Origin of the sequence: Streptomyces sp. NPDC051664 (assembly GCF_044453545.1) — a bacterium.
Lineage (GTDB): Bacteria > Actinomycetota > Actinomycetes > Streptomycetales > Streptomycetaceae > Streptomyces.
Genome location: NZ_JBITCU010000002.1, coordinates 431,120 through 450,164 on the forward strand (window position 1 = coordinate 431,120; position 19,045 = coordinate 450,164).

Consider the following 19,045-nt stretch of genomic DNA (forward strand, 5'->3'; position numbering starts at 1 on the left):
CGGTTGTGACATGTCCCACCTGCGACGCCGATAATCGGTGACACAGCGCCCACCGTCACCGGATTCTGTACAGCACCGCATGAGCAATTGCCGTGCATTCATTGACTTGGACCGGTTCCGGAAGCAACTGGCCCCAGCGTCCGGCAGACCGTAATGCACGCCTCCTGCACGGAGGGTAGTCACGTCAGCCGTCCAGTACATGGCGGGTGCGCGGCCGTTGAACATGTCCGCGCACCGGCCGCCGCACTGGAGGGGTGTAGTACGGTATTCAACTGTTGGACGGGTGGCATCAAGGAGAACACCGTGACACTGGAAGCCGCCGGAGTCAGCGATGCCGAGGAGTCCGCCTACCGGATTCTGGTGACGATGGGCCGGGCTTCGGCGCACGACTTCGCGGTACGAGCCGGTCTCGACACCACGGATGCCGAACAGACGCTCACGGCGCTGACCGCCAAGGGACTGGCCAGCCACACCGACGGAGTGCCGAGGCTCTACCGGGCCACGCCTCCCGACGTGGCCCTCATGCCCCGGCTCAAACAGCAGGCCGACGCGCTCGACCATGCCCGCGCCACGGCCACCGGACTGCTGGAGATCTACCGGGACACCATGCGCCGCAGCGACGCCGACCAGCTCATCGAGGTGATCACCGGGGCGGACGCACTGCGCCAACACCTGCGCCGTATCCAGGCGGACACCCGCGACGAAATGCTCTGGTTCTGCAAGGCGCAGTACGTGGCCATGCCCTCGGGCAGCAACAGCGAGGAGTTCGACGCCCTGGCGCGCGGTGTGCGCTATCGCGTTCTCTACGAGAAGGCGTTCTTCGACGACGAGGGTGCCGTGGACAACGTTATCGAGGGGGTACGGGCAGGTGAAGTCGCCCGCGCCGTCCCCCACTTGCCGCTGCGCCTCGCCGTCTCCGATCGCGCCATCGCGATCTGCCCCCTCGTGCCGGGAGGCCCGTACGGCAGCCCCGAGGAACCCACCACGGCCCTGGTACGCGACAGCAGCCTGCTGGCGGCGCTCGTCGCGCTTTTCGAGCGCTACTGGGACGATGCCGTCCCCCTGCACGTCGACGACTCGGGAACGGTCAGCGGCACCGACGGAGTGGTCGGCGCCGACCCTCTCTCAGCAACGGACCGTCGGCTGCTCTCCCTGCTCGTCGCAGGTGTCGCGGACAAGGCGATAGCCTCCCAGATGGGCCTGAGCCGACGCACGGTCCAACGCCACATCCAGCAGCTGATGACGTTCGCCGACGCCGCAACACGCATGCAACTGGCATGGCAGGCCGCTCGCCGGGGCTGGGTGTAGCGGGGCGCGGTCGTACCGACGCTCGCTCCGGGACTGTGCTGAAAGATCTTGTCGTCACCCGGCGGGTCACCCGTGGTGTGCTCAGCCCGGGCCCCCGTGCCGCCGTTCATGCCGGTGCTCGCCTCCGTAGTCGGCTTCGGTGCACCCGTCACCTGCACCGGTGTCACCCCCGTCTCCGACAGGAAGCGTCCCCTTGCCACCGCGGTCGGTGGGGAGGAGGGCGGTCTCGGGCGCGTTGGTGAAGGGGCTGATGGTCTTGGTGCCCATGCAGACCCTGACGTTCTGGTTCCCTATGGGGGCCCCGTCGGCGTCGACCATCGCGAACGCGAGGGAATGGCCGTGCGTCGCGTCGGTGACACGGGTGTCGGCCGCGGCTGTCACTCCTGCTGTGGGTATTCCGGGTCGGGCTGAGAGGGCGATGGCGGCTGGGGCCAGGACACCGGCGCCGACGGCGACGACGATGCTCGTGGCGAGGGTGAGACGACGGGCACGGCCGCGGATGGCGGTGGAAAATGGCATGCTGAAAAACGCCCTTCCTGGCAGGGACAACTCGGACTGTCGGGGAAATCGGTGCGGAAGTGCAACGCGCTCGGGCGGTGCGTCGTCCGCCGTGCCGCCGTGCCATGGTGAGGGCAGCAACACGCGGCCACCGCGCTCATGGACGGTCCGGCCCGTTCTTTGCGCAGCAGCCGTGTACCAACGTATGGAGCCGTGCCATCACTGCGAGACGGCCGAGGGGACACACCACACCCCGACGAAAGTCGGTCGCCGGTCGCACGGCGGCGGACGAAGGCACGCCGGCGTAGTCGAGCAGGAAGCAGGATGCTGCCCGGCGCCCGGCACTCCCCCCCCGGGGCGGTGCGCGGAGCTTCGGCGAGCGGCTTGTGGCAACCGGCTCGCTGCGTGGGCGTGTGTCAGTCCTGGCCCAGGTCCGCGTTGCGGGCGAGCAGCGCGGCCTGGACCCGGTTCTCCACCGCCAGCTTGGCCAGGATGCGGCTGACGTGCATCTTCACGGTGCTCTCGCTGGCGAAGAGGTGCTTGGCGATGTCGGCGTTGGACATGCCCTGGGCCAGGAGGACCAGGACCTCCCGTTCGCGCGGTGTCAGCGAAGCCAGCCTTGTGCGCTCGTCCGCGCTGACGATGTGCTGCCCGCGGCGCACCGTGTCCAAGAGTTGCCGGGTCACCTCGGGGGAGAGCATCGCATCGCCGCCCGCCACGGTGTGCACCGCACGCACCAGTTCGGTGGGCGGGGTGTCCTTGAGCAGGAACCCTGCGGCGCCCGCCTGTACGGCCTCCGTCACGTACTCGTCCAGCCGGAACGTCGTCAGGATCACCACGGCCGGCGGGGCGGGGAGTGCCAGCAGGGCCCGGGTGGCGGCCAGGCCGTCCATGTGCGGCATGCGGATGTCGACCAGGGCCACATCACATGCGTGGGCGCGGGCCGCCTCGATGCCCTGGCGCCCGTCGCCGGCTTCGGCGGTGACCTCGATGTCCGGGTCGCTCTCCAGGATGGTCCGCAGCCCATGACGGACGTAGGGGTCGTCGTCCACGAGCAGCACCTTGATCACGTCGTCTCCGTTTCCTGGAGTCCTTGGTTTCCTGCGCCGCCGGGGCGGTGGACGCTGACCGTCGCCCGGACCCGGAAGCCACCCTCGGGGGTGCGCTCGGCGATCCCCTGCAGGCCACCTCCCGCCCCGGCCAGGAGGGGCATCGGCCACACCGCCACCGTCTCGTCACCATGGTCGACCTCGGCTCGAACCTGGGCTCCCGGAGCGTGCTCGAGCGCGTCGGTCACAGCCTCCCTGACGACCCGGTCGGCGGCACTCCGGACCGCGCGGGCGAGGTCGCCCGGCCGACCGTGGAGCTGCGCATCCGGATTGTCCTCATGGGTGGCGCAGCGGCCGTCCTCCGTGGGGGCGCTTCGGCGGGGCCGCCTCGGGAAGGAGAGCCCCAGGAGGGGCCACCGGTCGGTGGCAGGTGGGTCGTACTTTCGTCCGCCCCCGGCGCAGCCGAACGACCGATCCGCCGGGAGGGGCCCGGCTCCTACCGTGGAGAGCAGATGGGGGACGCACCACAGATCGGGGGGCCCATACCGGGCGACAGCGACGCGGTCACAGGACCGCCCCTCGCCCGACGATCCCGGGAGTGTTCTTGATGCGTAACGGACCCTTCACCGATCTGCGCCTGCCCGCCTGCATGCGCTCTGTCGGGCGCGCCCGCCGTGCCCTGGCCGCTCTGGTTCCCGAGGGTGACGTCGCCGACAACGGGAAGCTGCTGGTCACCGAAGCGGTCGCCAACGCCGTCGAGCACACCGACAGCGACCAGGTACGGGTCCTCCTCGACCACGACGACGCCGCCGGCGAACTCGTCTGCGCCGTCCGCGACAGCAGCACCCACACCCCCGTTGCCGCCGGAGCCGCCGACGTGGAAGCCGAGAGCGGCCGCGGCCTGCACCTCATCGACACACTCGCGGACAGTTGGGGCTACTTCACCGACAGCCACGGCAAATGGATCTGGTTCAGTCTCACCACCGCTGCGTGAAGCCGACGACCACAGCGACCACGGGCGGTTCGAGTCCGGCCCGGCCGGCACCGCGAAGACTCGGCAGGCCGCCGCCTCGGCCGTGGCAACCCGCTGTCGGCGGGGCCTGCGAGCCAGGCCTACGGCCCCCAGGCACCTGCACGGGGTGTTCCTGGAGTCCAGGTGTGCGGGCACCGCACGGCAAGGGCCGCGATGTCGTCGTCGAGCCTTCCGCCGCTGTAGTGGAGCAGGGCCCGGTGAAGCCGGTCGAGCAGCTCGCGGGGCGGCGTCGGGCCTTGCCGTCGCATCCAGTCCGGCAGGGGGAAGAATTCGCCGGTGCGGTCCCGGGTCTCCGTTACGCCGTCGGTGTAGAGCAGCAGCTGGTCGCCCGGGGCGAAGGCGACGGTGTCGACGTAGTAGTGGTCCCCGATCAGTGTCGCGAGGTTGAGGGGCGGCGAGGGAGTGGTGGGCTCCAGGACGCGGATCTCCCCGAGGTGCACGATGAGCGGCGGGGGATGCCCGCAGTTGAGAAGCCTGACGTGGCCGCCGCCGTGCGGGATCTCGGCGATGAGAGCGGTGGCGAAGCGCTCCGGCAGGTCGTGGGCGGGGAAAGTGGCGCTGTGGCGGGTGATGCTGGTGTCCAGGCGGTGGGTGATGCCCCTCAGGTCGGGCTCGTCGTATGCGGCCTCCCGGAAGCAGCTGATCACCGCCGAGGCCGCCCCCACCGCGGACAGGCCCTTGCCGCGTACGTCGCCGATGAGCAGTCGGACTCCGTACGGTGTGTCGGCCGCCTCGTAGAAGTCGCCGCCGATCCGGGCCTGCTCCTGGGCCGCCAGATACAGCGACTCGATCTCGATGTTCCTGATGCGGCGCGGCAGAGGGCGCAGCAGCACCTTCTGGGCCGTGTCGGCGACGAGCCGGACCTGGACGAGCGCCTCCTCCCGCTGAAGCCGGACATGGCTTGCGTATGCGGCCGCCAAGGTGACCGCGACGATCGCAGCGGCCGTGTACGGCGTCCCCAGGTCGGTGTACACGAGGCTGAGGCCGACCATGACCAGCAGGCAGAACGTCCCCAGCAGGATCGTGGGGAGCACGGGCCACATCGCGGCGGCCAGGGCGGGTGCGGCGGGCAGGAGGCGGCTGACGGCGATCTCCCTCGGTGTGGAGAACGCCAGGCAGGCGATGAGGACGGTAAGGATCACCGGTGCCAGCGGAGCAGCTTCCCGCCGGCCGTCGTAGGGAGGACGACGGCGCCGCAGCTGCCCGGGCATGATCACAAAACGCATCATATCGTGACGAAGTGCTCATTGAGCTCGGTGGTACATAGGCGGTCGGTGGGCTCAGGCAGCGTGCCGCAGGGGTATGGGACACCGCGTAGGGGAGGGGCGTCGGCCGTCAGTCACACCCGCCCGGCTCATGGGCCGCCGGGAGCCGGTGCCGTACTTCCGCGCTCGATCAGCCCGGGCAGCGGTACCTGCACGGTGCGGGCCGCGCCGCCGTCGAGCAGTGCGGTCAGCTCACGTGCGGCGATCCGTCCGAATGCGACCGTGTCCCGGGACAGCGCGGTCAGCCAGGGGACCGTCAGCCGGCACAGCGCGGAATCCTCCCACGACACGACCGAGACATCGCCGGGAACGGAGCGGCCGAGGCCCGCGACGACCGTGGCTCCGGCCGCGGCCATCACATCGTTGTCGTAGATGATCGCGGTCGGTGGCGTGGACTGTTCCAGCACTCTGCGGGTGACGGCCGCGCCCTCCGTGTCGGAGTAGTCGGTGGTCACCGAGTGGGCCTCGGCCAGCCCGCGCCGGTCGGCCTCGATGCGCAGGGAGCGGATGCGCCGGTCGGTGTGGGCGAGGGAAGGCAGCCCCGCGATGTGCACGATGCGCCGATGGCCCAGTTCGTGCAGCCGGCCGACGATCGCCGCCATGGCACCCGCATCGTCCGCGCGTACCTGCGAGAGCCCCGGGTGCGGACCCGTGTCGCTGCCGGGCAGTGCGCCGATCACGACTCCTGGCAGCCCGAGTTCGTCCAGCAGGCCGGGGCGGGGGTCGTCCGTACGGGGATCGACGACGAGCACCCCGTCGACGCGGTGCTCCGCCCACCAGCGTCGGTAGACGGCGCACTCGGCCTCCACATCCTCCACCACCTGGAAGAGCAGCCCGAGTTGACGCTCGGCCAGCACCTCCTGGATGCCGGAGATCAGCTGGAGGAAGAACGAGTCCACGCCCAGGCTCGCTGCCGGGCGCGCCACCACCAGCCCCACGGTGGCCGACCCCTCGCCCGACAGTGCGCGGGCGGCGGTGCTCGGCCGCCAGCCCAACTGCTCGGCGACGCGCCGGATCCGGTCCCGGGTGATCTCCGAGACGCCGGGGCGGTCGTTGAGCGCGAAGGAGACGGCGCTCTCCGACACTCCGGCGCGCTGGGCGATGTCCTTCATGGTCGGCCGTCGGGCGGGTGTGCGCCTGGCCGGCCGGGTCTCCTCGGCCGGCGGCCCCTTCGGTGTCACCCGGTGCCCCTCTTCCTGCGTTCCCCGTTGCTCCTGGGAGGCGCGGTGCTCGCTCGCCCCCGGTGCATCGTAAGCCTTACCGGCGCATTGGTCGACCGAAGTGATCGATTAACTAATGCGCTTGAGTGCAGGAGCCCTAAAGCGCATTAGTCGATCGTCTCCAATAGCCTCGTATACTGCTCTGACCTGCGAGTATCCGAAACGTAGAGGCTAACTTCAAGCGAATGTATTGACTTTGCGCCGTGTGCATTGGAAGGTCTGCTGGGCGTACGCAGCCGGAGTGTCATCGACCCTCGGCCCGCCGTCCGCACGCCTGGTCCGAGCAAAGGAGCCGTTCACCGTGCGTATCTCCCGCAGAGCAGTAGCCGCTGCCGCCGTACTCGCCACCGTCCTGCCGCTGAGCGCGTGCGGAGGAGGATCCGGCGACAGCTCGTCCGACGCCTCCGGCAAGGTCGAAGGAAAGATCACCTTCCAGACCTGGAACCTGCAGGCGAACTTCAAGGACTACTTCAACGGGGTGATCGCGGACTTCGAGAAGAAGTACCCGGGGACCGAGGTCAAGTGGGTCGACCGGCCGGCCGAGGGCTACGCGGACAAGATCAGCGCCGACGCGGCCGGCGGCACGCTGCCGGACGTCGTCAATGTCTCGCCCGACCTGGTCGCACCACTGGCCAAGGCGGGGCTCGCACTGGACCTCGACAAGGCGGCGGCGAAGTACCGCAAGGAGTACCTGCCGGGCGCCTGGCAGAGCCACCGGATACCGGGCATGGAAGGGACCTACGCCTTCCCCTGGTACCTCAACACCGGACCGCTCTTCTACAACAAGTCCCTCTTCAAGGACGCCGGACTCGACCCCGAGAAGCCGCCGACCACCTACGACGAACTCTTCGACGAAGGTCTGGAACTGGCCACGAAGAGCAAGGGCAAGGTCGCCACGCTGGCCAACGTGCCCACCATCGAGGACTTCGGCCGGTACGGCGGACAGCTGATGAACAAGGAAGGTACGGGCTTCGCCTTCAACGACGCCAAGGGTGTCGAACTGCTCACCCACTACAAGGAGCTGTACGACGCCAAGGCGCTCGACCCGCAGGCGCTGACCGCGACCCCCGAGTCTTCCGGCCACAAGTTCCTCACCGGGTCCGTGGCGATGAACCCGGGCAGCGCACTGGACCTGGAGAACTTCAAGAAGCAGGCCCCGAGTCTCTACAAGAACATCGGGATCACCGACCAGATCAGCAGCACCGGCAAGGCCAACATGTACGTCATGGGCGTCATGGTGAACGCGCAGACCAAGCAGAAGCCGGCGGCCGTGGCCTTCGCCCACTACGTGACCGACGCGACGCGGCAGATGGACTTCGCGAAGCAGGTCGCCATCTTCCCGAGCACCGCCGGATCCCTCGACGACCCGTACTTCACCGCGGAGGACGGCACCGACGTGACCCGGGTCCGGGTCGCCGCCGCCAAGTCCCTCAAGACAGCGGTCAATTACACGCCGGTGCTCTTCAGTGACCAGATGAAGACCGAGCTGCGCAACCAGGTGGCGAAGGCGCTGCAGGGCAAGCAGAGCCCCAAGGAAGCTCTTGACAACGCTGTCAAGGCCTGTGACCGGCTGCTGCAGCAGAGCTGAGCCTCCCGTGAAGACCCCCCTCGTGAAATCGGCCATGGCATCTCCGCCGATCCAGGACACCGGCACAGCGGTGCAGGCGGCCCGGGGCGCACGTCCCGGCGACCGCCGGCCCGGCCCGCTCCCCGGCCACCGGATACGCCGCCATCTCCCCTTCAGCCCGTGGCTGTTCGCGGCCCCCGGCCTGCTCGTCGTCGGGACCTTCAGCCTGTTCCCGTTCTTCAGTACCCTGGCCAACGCCTTCACGGACCGCCGGACGCTGATGCCGGGGAAGTTCGTCGGCCTGGCGAACTTCCAGGAACTGATTCACGACGAGATGTTCTGGATCGGGCTGCGGAACAGCACGCTGTACGTGGTCGGAGTCGTCCCCGCCCTCGTTCTCCTGCCGCTGCTCCTGGCGATGCTCGTCCAGCGGAACATCCCCGGCATCACGTTCTTCCGCTCCGCCTTCTACACCCCCGTCGTCGCGTCCATCGTCGTCGTGGGACTGATCTGGGTGTGGATGCTCGACGACCGCGGGCTGGTCAACGCGGTACTTGAGGCGGTGGGGATCGGCAGGGTCGGCTTCCTGAGCGACCAGTGGCTGCTGCTGCTCAGCGCGATGACGGTCACGGTCTGGAAGGGCCTCGGCTACTACATGATCATCTATCTGGCCGCGCTGGCCAACGTCCCCAGGGAACTCCACGAGGCGGCCTCCGTGGACGGTGCCGGCGCCGTCCGCAGGTTCTTCACCGTGACCGTTCCCGCCGTCCGCTCCACCATGGTCCTCGTCGGGGCGCTGGCGTCGGTCGCCGCCTTCAAGGCGTTCTCCGAGGTCTATCTGATGGCCGGTCCATCCGGCGGCCCGGCCGGTGAGGACACCACCCTGGTGATGCTCGTCCAGCGCGTCGGAACCGGACTGACCGGGCGGGTCGGCTACGCCTCCGCGATCTCCGTCGTCATCTTCGTCGTGACGGTCGCCCTGATGCTCCTGGTGCTCCGCGCCGACCGCAAGGAGGACGCATGAGCATCCTGACCCTCAACGACGCCGACGGCCGCCGTATCCCGGTCTGGCAACTCCTGCTGCGCTACCTCCTGCTGCTGGCCGTACTCGCGCTGACCGTAGGACCGTTCCTGTGGCAGCTCTCGACCTCCCTCAAGGGGCCCGGCGAGGACATCTTCAGCTCCCCGCCGAAGTTCTTCCCCGGCCACCCCACCCTGGACAACTACACGCGGGTCGCCGAGACCATCCCGGTCTGGGACTACGCGCTCAACTCCGTCAAGGTGGCGACCGCCAATGTGGTCACCAACTGCGTCGGCTCCGCACTGGCCGGCTACGCGCTGGCCAGGATGCGGTACCGAGGGCGCAGGGCCGCGACGCTGGCGTTCATCCTCGCCATGCTCGTACCCGTCGAGGGCATCATCATCGCCCAGTTCACCACCATGCGTGAGCTCGGTCTGAACAACACCCTGATCGGTGTGCTGCTGCCGGGGTCCGTCGCCGCGATGAACGTCCTGCTGATGCGCAACGCGTTCCTCAACCTTCCGCACGAGGTGGAGGAGGCGGCGTTCGTCGACGGCGCCAATGTCTGGCAGCGGTTCTTCTGGATCGCCCTTCCCTCGGTCAGAGGGACCCTTGCCGTCGTAGCGATCTTCGCCTTCATGGGGGCCTGGGACGACTTCCTGTGGCCGCTGATCGTCCTGAGCGACCCGGCGAACTTCACCCTGACCATCGGGCTGAACTATCTGCACGGCACGTTCGCGAACGACGAACGGCTCGTCGCCGCGGGCACGATTATCGCCGTGCTCCCGCTGATCGTGCTCTTCGCCTGCCTGCAGCGCTTCTTCTTCCGGGGCGTCGGCGAAGGCGCCGTCAAGGGCTGACCGCCCCGCCTTCCCCCGCCCCTTCGCACCACAGAACCAGGACACCCGTACCGTATGCCTCACTCCCCGCTGCGCTTCGGCGTCAACTACACACCCAGCCAGGGCTGGTTCCACCACTGGCTGGACTTCGACCTCGACGCCGTGCGCGCCGACCTGGACTCGATCGCCGGCCTCGGCCTCGACCACATCCGGGTCTTCCCGCTCTGGCCGCTCTTCCAGCCCAACCGCACCCTGATCCGGCCGCGCGCCGTCGAGCAGCTGGTCCAGCTCGCCGACGCCGCGGCCGAGCGCGGCCTCGACGTCAACGTGGACGGACTGCAGGGCCACCTGTCGAGCTTCGACTTCCTGCCCGCGTGGACGCAGACCTGGCACCGGCGCAACATCTTCACCGACCCGGACGTGGTGGCGGGCCAGACCGAATACCTGCGTACGCTCGCCGCGGCCCTCGCCGACCGACCGAACTTCCTCGGTATGACCCTGGGCAACGAGATCAATCAGTTCTCCGGCCCTCCGCACCCCGACCCGGACCCCATCACCCCGGAACAGGCGGACCGTTGGCTGCGTACCCTGCTCGACGCCTGCGAGGAGGGAGCGCCGGGCAGGCTCCATCTGCACGCCGAGTACGACGCCGCCTGGTATCAGGACGACCACGCGTTCACCCCCGCCCACGCGGCCCGGATCGGCGCGGTCACCGCCGTGCACTCCTGGGTCTTCAACGGCACCGCCCAACGGCACGGCCGCACCGGAACCGCCACCGAGCACCATGCCGCGTATCTGATCGAACTGTCCAAGGCGTGGGCCAACGACCCGCACCGGCCCGTCTGGCTGCAGGAGGTCGGCGCCCCGGCTCCGCTCGTTCCCGCTGAGCACGCGGCCGCGTTCACCGAGGCCACCGTGGCGAACGCGCTGGACTGCGAGGACGTGTGGGGCATCACCTGGTGGTGCTCCCACGACGTGTCCCGGTCGCTGGCCGACTTCCCCGAACTCGAATACAGCCTCGGCCTGTTGACCAACGACCGGCAGGTCAAGCCGGCCGGCGAGGCCATCGCCGGGATCGTCGCGGACCGGCGGGGCACGGAGTACCGCCCGGCGCCCCGCACCACCGCACTCGTCGTCGACACCGGAGACGACGACACCGCGCCCCGGCGCTCCACCTGCGCCCCCGGCGGCGCGTTCTTCGAGGCGTTCGCCCGGCTCACCGCGGACGGGGCCCGGCCCACCGCCGTCCTCGCGAGCCAGGCCGGGAACAAGGAACACCTGGCCGCCCGCGGGATCACCGAAGTCCTCACCCCGGACCAGGTCCGCTGACGCACACCGGCCACGCAACCGGACCCGCACCCCAACCCACCACGGAGTCACCCTCATGCATGACGACCGCAGCCTGGTCGAAGCCCGCCTCAAGCGCGCTCTCGACGAGCGCATCCGGCCCGCCGTACACCCGGAGTCCGTACCGCTGGACGTCGCCGTCTGGACCGCGCCGGGTGAGCCCGTCCCCGTCGCCGAGGGCCTCGCGGCCCCGGCCGTATCCATCGCGGTCGGCGACCGGTGGGGCGCGCCCTGGGGCACCAGTTGGTTCCGGGTCTCCGGAACCGTCCCGCAGGCATGGGCGGGCCGCACCGTCGAGGCGCTCCTCGACCTCGGCTTCGACGAGAACATGCCCGGCTTCCAGTGCGAGGGCCTGGTCCACCGGCCCGACGGCACCCCGGTGAAGGGCCTCAACCCGCGCAATCAGTGGGTGCGTATCGGCGCCCCTGTCGCGGGCGGCGAGGACGTGCTGCTGCACATCGAGGCCGCCTCCAACCCGGTCATACTCGACTACCACCCCTTTCTGCCGACGCAGCTCGGTGACAAGGAGACCGCGGGCAGCGAACCGCAGTACACCCTCGCCCGGATGGACCTCGCCGTCTTCGACGAGAACGTGTGGAACCTCGTCCAGGACCTGGAGGTGCTCGGCGAACTCATGGCGGAACTTCCGGTCGAGGGCGCCCGCCGCTGGGACGTCCTGCGTGCCGTCGGCCGCGCGCTCGACAGGGTCGACCTGCAGGACGTGAACGGCACCGCGGCCGCCGCCCGCGCCGAGCTCGCCACGGTCCTCGCGGCACCCGCCGAGCCGTCCGCCCACCGGATCAGCGCCGTCGGTCACGCGCACATCGACTCCGCCTGGCTGTGGCCGCTGCGTGAGACGGTCCGCAAGGTCGCCCGTACGACGTCCAACATGACGGCCCTGCTGGAGGACGAACCCGACTTCGTCTTCGCGATGTCGCAGGCCCAGCAGTTCGCCTGGATCAAGGAGCATCGCCCCGAGGTGTACGCCAAGGTCAAGAAGGCCGTGTCGGAAGGACGGTTCGTACCGTCCGGCGGCATGTGGGTCGAGTCGGACACGAACATGCCGGGCTCCGAGGCGATGGCCCGTCAGTTCGTGCACGGGAAGCGGTTCTTCCTCGACGAGTTCGGTGTCGAGAACGACGAGGCGTGGCTGCCCGACACCTTCGGCTTCGCCGCCGGTCTGCCGCAGATCATCAAGGCCGCAGGCTCCAAGTGGCTGCTCACCCAGAAGATCTCGTGGAGCCAGACCAACAAGTTCCCGCACCACACCTTCCAGTGGGAAGGCATCGACGGCACCCGGATCTTCACGCACTTCCCGCCCGTCGACACCTACAACTGCTCGATGAAGGGCAGCGAGATCGCCCACGCGGCGAGGAACTTCAAGGACAAGGGCGTCGCCCGGCACTCCCTCGCGCCGACCGGCTGGGGCGACGGAGGTGGCGGCACCACGCGCGAGATGGTTGCGAAGGCGGCCAGGATGCGCAGCCTCGAAGGGTCGGCCACCGTTACCTGGGAGAAGCCCGCCGAGTTCTTCGCCAAGGCGGAGGCGGAGTACCCGAACGCCCCGGTCTGGGTCGGCGAGCTCTACCTGGAGCTGCACCGCGCCACCCTCACCAGTCAGGCGAAGACCAAGCAGGGCAACCGCCGCAGCGAGCACCTGCTGCGCGAGGCCGAGCTGTGGGCCGCCACCGCCGCGGTGCGCACCGGGTTCCCTTACCCGTACGCGGAGTTGGACCGGATCTGGAAGACGGTGCTGTTGCATCAGTTCCACGACATCCTGCCCGGTTCGTCCATCGCCTGGGTGCACCGCGAGGCCGAGAAGACGTACGCGGCCGTCGCCGATGAACTGAACGGCATCGTCACCGCCGCGCAGCGCGCCCTGGCGGGCGACCCCGCATCGGGGGAGCTGCTTGTCTTCAACTCCGCGCCGCACGCCCGCGGCGGGGTTCCGGCCGGTGGCGCCGGGGCGGTCACGGCCGGCAGCCCGGGCAGGCTCGCACCGCGCGAGGGTGGCGGCTACGTACTCGACAACGGCCTGCTCCAGGTGGAGATCGACGGCCGCGGTCTGGTGGTGTCGGCGTACGACATCGGCGCCGAGCGCGAGACCGTGGCGCCCGGGCAGGCCGCGAACCTCCTGCAGATCCACCCCGACTTCCCGAACATGTGGGACGCCTGGGACGTCGACGCGTTCTACCGCAACACCGTCACGGATCTGACGGAGCTCGACGAGCTCTCCCCCGTCGAGGACGAGGGGGCAATCGGCGTCCGTGTCGTCCGCAGCTTCGGCGACTCCCAGGTCACCCAGGTGCTGACGCTCGCCCCGGGCGCCAAGCGGCTCGACATCGACACCGAGGTCGACTGGCACGAGACGGAGAAGTTCCTGAAGGCCGCGTTCCCGCTGGACATCCACGCCGAGCGGTACGCCTCCGAGACGCAGTTCGGGCACTTCTACCGGGCCACCCACACCAACACCAGCTGGGAGGCCGCCAAGTTCGAGGCCTGCAACCACCGCTTCGTCCACCTGGAGGAGCCGGGCTGGGGCGTCGCGCTCGTCAACGACTCGACGTACGGCCACGACGTGACCCGTACCGTCCGCGACTCGACCGCCGGGACGACCACCACCGTCCGGGTCTCGCTGCTGCGCGCCCCGCGCTTCCCCGACCCGGAGACCGACCAGGGCGTACACCGCTTCCGCCACGCGCTCGCGCCGGGCGCCGCGATCGGCGACGCGGTCCGTGAGGGTTTCCGGATCAACCTGCCGGAGCGCCGGGTCGCCGGCGACCGTACGGTGGCGCCTCTGGTGACCGTGGACAACGACGCGGTCGTGGTCAGCGCGGTCAAGCTGGCGGACGACGCGAGCGGCGATGTCGTTGTACGGCTCTACGAGTCGACGGGCGGCCGAGCCAGGGTCCGGCTCGGCACCGGCTTCGAGTTCGCCGATCCGAAGGTGACCGACCTGCTGGAGCGGCCGCTCGCCGAGGGGAACGTGCCGGTGCGGGTGGACGGGGGCGTACAGCTGTCGCTGCGCCCGTTCGAGCTGGTCACGGTGCGTCTGACGCGCCGCTGAGCCGGGCCGGGACGAGGCGGGGCCCGGGCCCCGACGGACCGGCGGAAACAGGCCGGGCGGACTGGCCTCGATGTCGTAACAGGGCATCCAGGTCAATCCGCCCGGCCCGTGTGCGTCCTACACCTTTCCGTTATCCGATCGTCAGCGAAAACCGTCCGCTATATGGACACCCCCCTTGCCCTGCGGACTGTATGCGAAATACGGTCGGCGGTATTCCTTGATCACCCTCTGGCGGGAGGTAGGCCCTCGTGCGCCGAAAAGCGGTTGCCCTGGTGGCAGTTGCATTGGTGTCCCTCACCTCGGGCTGCGCGTCGTTGCAGTCCTCGGCGACCGAGGTCGGCGGTGTGCGGAAAACCGATGAGCGGTCCGTACGCGACGGCGGGACACTCACCGTTGCTCTCAACTCCGACCCGGACAAACTCGACCCCACCCTGGCCCAGACCCTCGTCGGCCGGACGGTCTTCGCGGGCATGTGCGAGAAGCTCTACGACATCGACGAGAACGGCGCGGTCGTGCCGCAGCTCGCCACCGCGCTGCCCGCCACCTCGGCCGACGGCCGCACCGTCACCGTCCGGCTGCGGCACGACCTGAAATTCAGCGACGGCACGAGGCTCGATGCCGACGCCGTCGTCACCTCGCTGCTGCGCCACCGCGATCTGCCCGGATCCGCGCGCGGCACCGAACTCGCCCCGGTCAAGTCCGTCCGGGCCACTGGCCCGTACACCGTACGGATGGAACTCGACCACCCGTACGTCCCGCTCACCGGCGTGCTCGCCGACCGGGCCGGGATGGTGATGTCACCGACCGCGCTCAAGAAGTACGGGAAGAACTTCACGAACCACCCGTCCTGCGTCGGACCGTTCCGGTTCGTCGAGCGGGTCGGCGGCGACCGGATCGTGCTGAAGAAGGATCCCAACTACTACGACGCGGACAAGGTCCACCTCGACGGGGTCATCTACAAGCCGATCCCCGACGGCAACGTCCGGCTCGCCAACCTGCGCTCCGGCGACCTCCAGGTCGGCGACCAGATGGGCCCCATCGACGTCCAGAGCGCGCTGACCGAGCCCAAGCTCCAGCTCTTCAACTCGCCGTCGCTCGGCTACCAGGGCATCGGACTCAACGTCGGCAATGTGCACGGCCTCGGCAAGAAGCCGGGCAAGCTCGACACCCCGATAGCCCGGGACGTCCGGGTCCGTGAGGCGTTCGAACTCGCCATCGACCGCGAGACGCTCAACAAGGTCGTCTTCCAGGGCATGTACGAGCCGGCCTGCAGCCCGATCTCCCCGCAGTCCGCCATCGCCCCCGGCGTCAAGCCCCAGGACTGTCCGAGGCGTGATGTCGCCAAGGCGAAGAAGCTGCTGAAGGAGGCCGGGGTGAAGACCCCGGTGAAGATCGAGCTGAAGACCTCCACCACCCCCGAACAGGGGCGCGTCGGGCAGGTCCTCCAGGCCATGGTGAAGGAGGCGGGCTTCGACCTCTCCCTGCGGCCCACCGAGTACGCCACCATGCTCTCGGAGACCGACGACGGGCACTACGACGTCTTCACCAGCGGCTGGTCCGGCCGGCTCGACCCGGACGGCAACGTCTCCAACTTCCTCAAGACAGCAGGCGCCATGAACGCCTACGGCCTCGGCGACCCCGAGATCGACCGGCTGATCGACGAGGGCCGCACCGTCGCCGACCCGGCCCGGCGCACCAAGATCTACAACGAGCTGACCCGGCGCGTTCAGGACGCCCACACGATGATCTACCTCTACCGGCAGAAGAACTACGTCGTCGCCACCAAGTCCGTCGCGGGCATCCGCGTCTACGGCGACGGTCTGGTCCGGGTCAAGACTGCGGGGTACATCCGATGACGAAATACCTGCTGACGCGCCTTCGTCAGTCCCTCATCACGCTCTTCCTCGTCTCCATCGTGGTGTTCGCCGGAATCCGGGCCCTGCCCGGCGACCCGGCGCTCGCCCTGGCCGGCGAGGAACGCAGCCCCGAGGCGCTCGCCGCGATCCGCGAGGCGTACGGACTCAACGACAACATCGTCGTGCAGTACGGACGGTTCATCGGCCACGCCCTCACCGGCGACCTCGGCACCTCCTCCCGTACCGGACTCCCGGTCGCCGACGCCATCGGCCAGGCCCTGCCCGTCACCCTGGAACTGGCGGCGCTCTCCCTGCTGCTCGCCGTCGTCCTCGGCATCGGCGCCGGAGTCGTCGCCGCCGTGCGGCGCGGCAAGCCGGAGGAATGGCTCGCCAACATCATCGCGCTGATCGGCCTCTCCGTCCCGACCTTCTGGCTCGGCATCGTGCTGGTCCTCGGGTTCGCCATCGCCGTCCCGGTGTTCGCCGCCTCCGGCTACGTACCGTTCGGCACCGACCCGATCGACAACCTGCGTCGCATGGTGCTACCCGCGATCGTCCTCGGCTCCGGACTCGCCGCCGTCGTGATGCGGCAGACCCGGGCCGCGATGCTCGACTCGCTCTCCGCCGACTACGTGCGTACCGCCCGTGCCAAGGGGCTGTCGAAGCGGTCCGTCGTCGGCGGGCACGCCCTGCGCAACTCGCTCGTCACCGTCGTGACCGTCCTGGGTCTCCAGCTCGGCCACCTGATCTCCGGAGCTGTCGTCACCGAGCAGATCTTCGTCCTGCCCGGCTTCGGCAAGCTCACCATCGACGCCGTCTTCACCCGCGACTACGCGACACTCCAGGCCGTGGTGCTCTGCACCTCCGCCGCGTACATCCTCATCAATCTGCTGGTCGACGTGGTCTATTCGGTCATCGACCCGCGCATCCGGCTCGGAGGTGCCCGGTGACCACCGCGACCACAGCGCTCCCCACCACCCCAGAGACGACCAGGAAGCGACCGAGCAGCGGCCGGCTCCGCGCCCTGCGCAAGAACCGGCTCGCCCTCACCGGCGGCATCATCGCCGCCGTCTTCGTCCTCGTCGCGCTCCTCGCGCCACTGATCGCCCCGTACGACCCCGCCCAGCCGAACTTCGGGAACGTACTCGCCGAACCCAGCTGGGCCCACTGGCTCGGCACCGACGACCTCGGACGCGACCAGCTCTCGCGCATCGTGTACGGGGCACGCGCCTCCATGCAGGTCGGCCTCGTCGCCGTCGTGCTGGCCTTCGTCATCGGCGTACCCCTCGGCCTGGTCGGCGGCTACTACGGCCGGTTCGCGGACAGCACCATCTCCCGGCTCACCGACACCATGCTGGCGTTCCCGTTCCTGGTGCTCGCCGTCGGCCTGGCCGCGATCCTCGGCCCGTCGCTGACCAACGCCACCATCGCCATCGGCATCTCGCAGATCCCCGCAGTCATCCGCATCACCCGGGCCGAGACCCTGCGGCTCAAGCACGTCGACTACGTGGGCGCTGCCATCGCCAACGGCGGTGGCGACGGCACCGTGCTCTTCCGGCACATCCTGCCCAACGCCACTTCGGCGCTCATCGTGCAGGCGACCGTCGGCATCCCCGCCGCGATCATCGGCGAGGCGCTGCTCAGCTTCCTCGGGCTCGGTGTCCAGCCGCCCGCCCCGTCGCTCGGCGTGATGCTCTCCGGCGCCCAGTCCTTCCTGGCACCCGCCCCCTGGCTCGCCGTCTTCCCCGGCCTGGCGATCGTCGCGGCGACGCTGGCCTTCAACCTGCTCGGCGACGGACTGCGTGACGTCCTCGACCCCCGTGGAGGCACCCGATGACCGAGACCGTCCTCGAACCCGTACGGGAGCCCGTGCGTGAGCCGGTCCTGAGCGTCCGCGACCTGTCGGTGTCCTTCCGCTCCGACACCCGGACCGTGCACGCCGTCGACGGTCTCTCCTACGACCTCGCCCCCGGCGAAGTCCTCGCCGTGGTGGGGGAGTCGGGGTGCGGCAAGTCCGTCACCTCCATGGCCGTGATGGGCCTGCTCCCGCCGACCGCGCACGTCGGCGGTTCCATCAGGCTCGGCGGCCGGGAACTGGTCGGCGCCCACGAGAAGGAGCTCCAGAAGGTCCGCGGCAAGGACATCGCGATGATCTTCCAGGAGCCGATGACCTCGCTCAACCCGGTCCTCACCATCGGCCGGCAGATCGGCGAAGTGCTGCGCAGGCACCAGGGGCTGAGCAGGAAGGACGCCAGGGCAAGGGCCGTCGAACTCCTCGAACTGGTCGGCATCCCGGCCCCGCAGCGCCGTATCGACGAGTACCCGCACCAGCTCTCCGGCGGCATGCGGCAACGCGTGATGATTGCGATCGCCGTCGCCTGCGACCCGTCCGTACTCATCGCGGACGAGCCGACCACCGCACTCGACGTCACCGTCCAGGCCGGCATCCTCGAAGTCCTCCAGTCGCTGCGCGAACGGCTCGGTACGGCGATCGTCCTGGTCACCCACGACCTCGGCGTGGTGGCGGACGCCGCCGACCGGGTGCTGGTGATGTACGCCGGACGCTCCGTCGAACAGGCCCCGGTCCACGACCTGTTCGCCTCGGGCCGGCACCCGTACACCCGAGGTCTGCTCGGCGCCGTCCTGCGGCCCGGCGGCGAGGGCAAGCGGCGGCTGCCCGAGATCCCCGGCCTGGTGCCGAGCCTCGACAGCCAGCCGGACGCCTGCACCTTCGCCCCGCGGTGCAGCCGCGCCGACGACACCTGCACCGGTGCTCGGCCCGGTTTCAAGGCCATCGACCCGAAGGCGGGCGCGGACGCCCTCCACCGGGCGGCCTGTTGGCACCCCTACGGCGCCGACGCAGCCGCGGACACCACCCCCGCACCCGACACGACCGACACACTTGACCAGGAGGCCGGAGAGTGACCACCGCACAGACGGTCCCCGCACCCCGCAGCAGCGACGGAACCGCCGCC

Annotated in this window: 16 protein-coding genes; 11 read left to right on the forward strand and 5 right to left on the reverse strand. The window is 69.6% G+C overall.

Annotated features, from left to right (window positions below; all coding sequences use genetic code 11):
- The first annotated feature begins 303 nt into the window (after positions 1–303).
- Positions 304–1,308 carry a helix-turn-helix domain-containing protein gene (locus ACIA8E_RS05270; protein ID WP_399294740.1) on the forward strand — a complete coding sequence of 335 codons (1,005 nt, stop codon included), beginning with the start codon at positions 304–306 and terminating at the stop codon, positions 1,306–1,308.
- An 81-nt stretch (positions 1,309–1,389) separates the two neighbouring features.
- On the opposite strand, the gene ACIA8E_RS05275 is transcribed toward ACIA8E_RS05270, so the two are convergent.
- The 3 genes from ACIA8E_RS05275 to ACIA8E_RS05285 form a co-directional block, all read right to left on the reverse strand.
- The gene (locus ACIA8E_RS05275; RefSeq protein ID WP_399294742.1) at positions 1,390–1,827 is read right to left on the reverse strand and encodes a hypothetical protein; all 438 of its coding nucleotides are present in this window, start codon (positions 1,825–1,827) and stop codon (positions 1,390–1,392) included.
- A 395-nt stretch (positions 1,828–2,222) separates the two neighbouring features.
- Positions 2,223–2,876 carry a response regulator gene (locus ACIA8E_RS05280; RefSeq protein ID WP_399294744.1) on the reverse strand — a complete coding sequence of 218 codons (654 nt, stop codon included), beginning with the start codon at positions 2,874–2,876 and terminating at the stop codon, positions 2,223–2,225.
- The gene (locus ACIA8E_RS05285) at positions 2,873–3,103 is read right to left on the reverse strand and encodes a hypothetical protein (RefSeq protein ID WP_399294747.1); all 231 of its coding nucleotides are present in this window, start codon (positions 3,101–3,103) and stop codon (positions 2,873–2,875) included. Before ACIA8E_RS05285 ends, ACIA8E_RS05280 begins: the two co-directional genes overlap by 4 nt.
- Positions 3,104–3,462: 359 nt before the next feature.
- On the opposite strand from ACIA8E_RS05285, the gene ACIA8E_RS05290 reads away from it, so the two are divergent.
- Positions 3,463–3,849: an ATP-binding protein gene (locus tag ACIA8E_RS05290; RefSeq protein WP_399294748.1), complete on the forward strand. Its 387-nt coding sequence runs from the start codon at positions 3,463–3,465 to the stop codon at positions 3,847–3,849.
- Between the two features lie 119 nt (positions 3,850–3,968).
- Here the strand turns inward: ACIA8E_RS05290 and ACIA8E_RS05295 are convergent, their stop codons facing one another.
- Together ACIA8E_RS05295 and ACIA8E_RS05300 are read right to left on the reverse strand one after the other, a co-directional pair.
- Positions 3,969–5,099, reverse strand: a complete 1,131-nt coding sequence (locus tag ACIA8E_RS05295; RefSeq protein WP_399295073.1) for a PP2C family protein-serine/threonine phosphatase — start codon at positions 5,097–5,099, stop codon at positions 3,969–3,971.
- 143 nt (positions 5,100–5,242) lie between these two features.
- The gene (locus tag ACIA8E_RS05300; RefSeq protein WP_399295075.1) at positions 5,243–6,265 is read right to left on the reverse strand and encodes a LacI family DNA-binding transcriptional regulator; all 1,023 of its coding nucleotides are present in this window, start codon (positions 6,263–6,265) and stop codon (positions 5,243–5,245) included.
- Between the two features lie 409 nt (positions 6,266–6,674).
- Here ACIA8E_RS05300 and ACIA8E_RS05305 point away from each other — a divergent pair, with 409 nt between their 5' ends.
- The 9 genes from ACIA8E_RS05305 to ACIA8E_RS05345 all read left to right on the forward strand — a co-directional run bounded on the left by ACIA8E_RS05305 (position 6,675) and on the right by ACIA8E_RS05345 (position 18,995).
- The gene (locus tag ACIA8E_RS05305) at positions 6,675–7,961 is read left to right on the forward strand and encodes an ABC transporter substrate-binding protein (protein WP_399294750.1); all 1,287 of its coding nucleotides are present in this window, start codon (positions 6,675–6,677) and stop codon (positions 7,959–7,961) included.
- A gap of 34 nt (positions 7,962–7,995) precedes the next feature.
- On the forward strand, positions 7,996–8,964 hold the full coding sequence (locus ACIA8E_RS05310) for a carbohydrate ABC transporter permease (RefSeq protein WP_399294752.1): 969 nt from the start codon (positions 7,996–7,998) through the stop codon (positions 8,962–8,964).
- On the forward strand, positions 8,961–9,821 hold the full coding sequence (locus ACIA8E_RS05315) for a carbohydrate ABC transporter permease (protein WP_399294754.1): 861 nt from the start codon (positions 8,961–8,963) through the stop codon (positions 9,819–9,821). The genes ACIA8E_RS05310 and ACIA8E_RS05315 overlap by 4 nt, the downstream gene beginning before the upstream one ends.
- A gap of 54 nt (positions 9,822–9,875) precedes the next feature.
- Complete coding sequence (locus ACIA8E_RS05320; RefSeq protein WP_399294756.1) at positions 9,876–11,129, forward strand: glycosyl hydrolase; 1,254 nt, start codon at positions 9,876–9,878, stop codon at positions 11,127–11,129.
- 55 nt (positions 11,130–11,184) lie between these two features.
- Positions 11,185–14,214: an alpha-mannosidase gene (locus ACIA8E_RS05325; protein WP_399294758.1), complete on the forward strand. Its 3,030-nt coding sequence runs from the start codon at positions 11,185–11,187 to the stop codon at positions 14,212–14,214.
- Between the two features lie 272 nt (positions 14,215–14,486).
- Positions 14,487–16,070 (forward strand): ABC transporter substrate-binding protein, encoded by a 1,584-nt coding sequence (locus tag ACIA8E_RS05330; protein ID WP_399294760.1) that lies wholly within the window; start codon positions 14,487–14,489, stop codon positions 16,068–16,070.
- The gene (locus tag ACIA8E_RS05335) at positions 16,067–17,020 is read left to right on the forward strand and encodes an ABC transporter permease (protein WP_399294762.1); all 954 of its coding nucleotides are present in this window, start codon (positions 16,067–16,069) and stop codon (positions 17,018–17,020) included. Before ACIA8E_RS05330 ends, ACIA8E_RS05335 begins: the two co-directional genes overlap by 4 nt.
- Entirely contained in the window at positions 17,017–17,907 is an 891-nt protein-coding gene (locus ACIA8E_RS05340; protein WP_392750248.1) for an ABC transporter permease, read from the forward strand. The genes ACIA8E_RS05335 and ACIA8E_RS05340 overlap by 4 nt, the downstream gene beginning before the upstream one ends.
- Complete coding sequence (locus tag ACIA8E_RS05345) at positions 17,904–18,995, forward strand: ABC transporter ATP-binding protein (protein WP_399294764.1); 1,092 nt, start codon at positions 17,904–17,906, stop codon at positions 18,993–18,995. Before ACIA8E_RS05340 ends, ACIA8E_RS05345 begins: the two co-directional genes overlap by 4 nt.
- Positions 18,996–19,045: the final 50 nt, after the last annotated feature.

Excerpts from the sequence above, each read along its gene's own strand:
- ACIA8E_RS05320 (WP_399294756.1), top strand. The coding sequence starts at position 9,876 with ATGCCTCACTCCCCGCTGCGCTTCGGCGTCAACTACACACCCAGCCAG.
- ACIA8E_RS05295 (WP_399295073.1), bottom strand. The coding sequence starts at position 5,099 with ATGCCCGGGCAGCTGCGGCGCCGTCGTCCTCCCTACGACGGCCGGCGG.
- ACIA8E_RS05310 (WP_399294752.1), top strand. The coding sequence starts at position 7,996 with ATGGCATCTCCGCCGATCCAGGACACCGGCACAGCGGTGCAGGCGGCC.
- ACIA8E_RS05290 (WP_399294748.1), top strand. The coding sequence starts at position 3,463 with ATGCGTAACGGACCCTTCACCGATCTGCGCCTGCCCGCCTGCATGCGC.
- ACIA8E_RS05325 (WP_399294758.1), top strand. The coding sequence starts at position 11,185 with ATGCATGACGACCGCAGCCTGGTCGAAGCCCGCCTCAAGCGCGCTCTC.
- ACIA8E_RS05335 (WP_399294762.1), top strand. The coding sequence starts at position 16,067 with ATGACGAAATACCTGCTGACGCGCCTTCGTCAGTCCCTCATCACGCTC.
- ACIA8E_RS05300 (WP_399295075.1), bottom strand. The coding sequence starts at position 6,265 with ATGAAGGACATCGCCCAGCGCGCCGGAGTGTCGGAGAGCGCCGTCTCC.
- ACIA8E_RS05275 (WP_399294742.1), bottom strand. The coding sequence starts at position 1,827 with ATGCCATTTTCCACCGCCATCCGCGGCCGTGCCCGTCGTCTCACCCTC.
- ACIA8E_RS05315 (WP_399294754.1), top strand. The coding sequence starts at position 8,961 with ATGAGCATCCTGACCCTCAACGACGCCGACGGCCGCCGTATCCCGGTC.
- ACIA8E_RS05345 (WP_399294764.1), top strand. The coding sequence starts at position 17,904 with ATGACCGAGACCGTCCTCGAACCCGTACGGGAGCCCGTGCGTGAGCCG.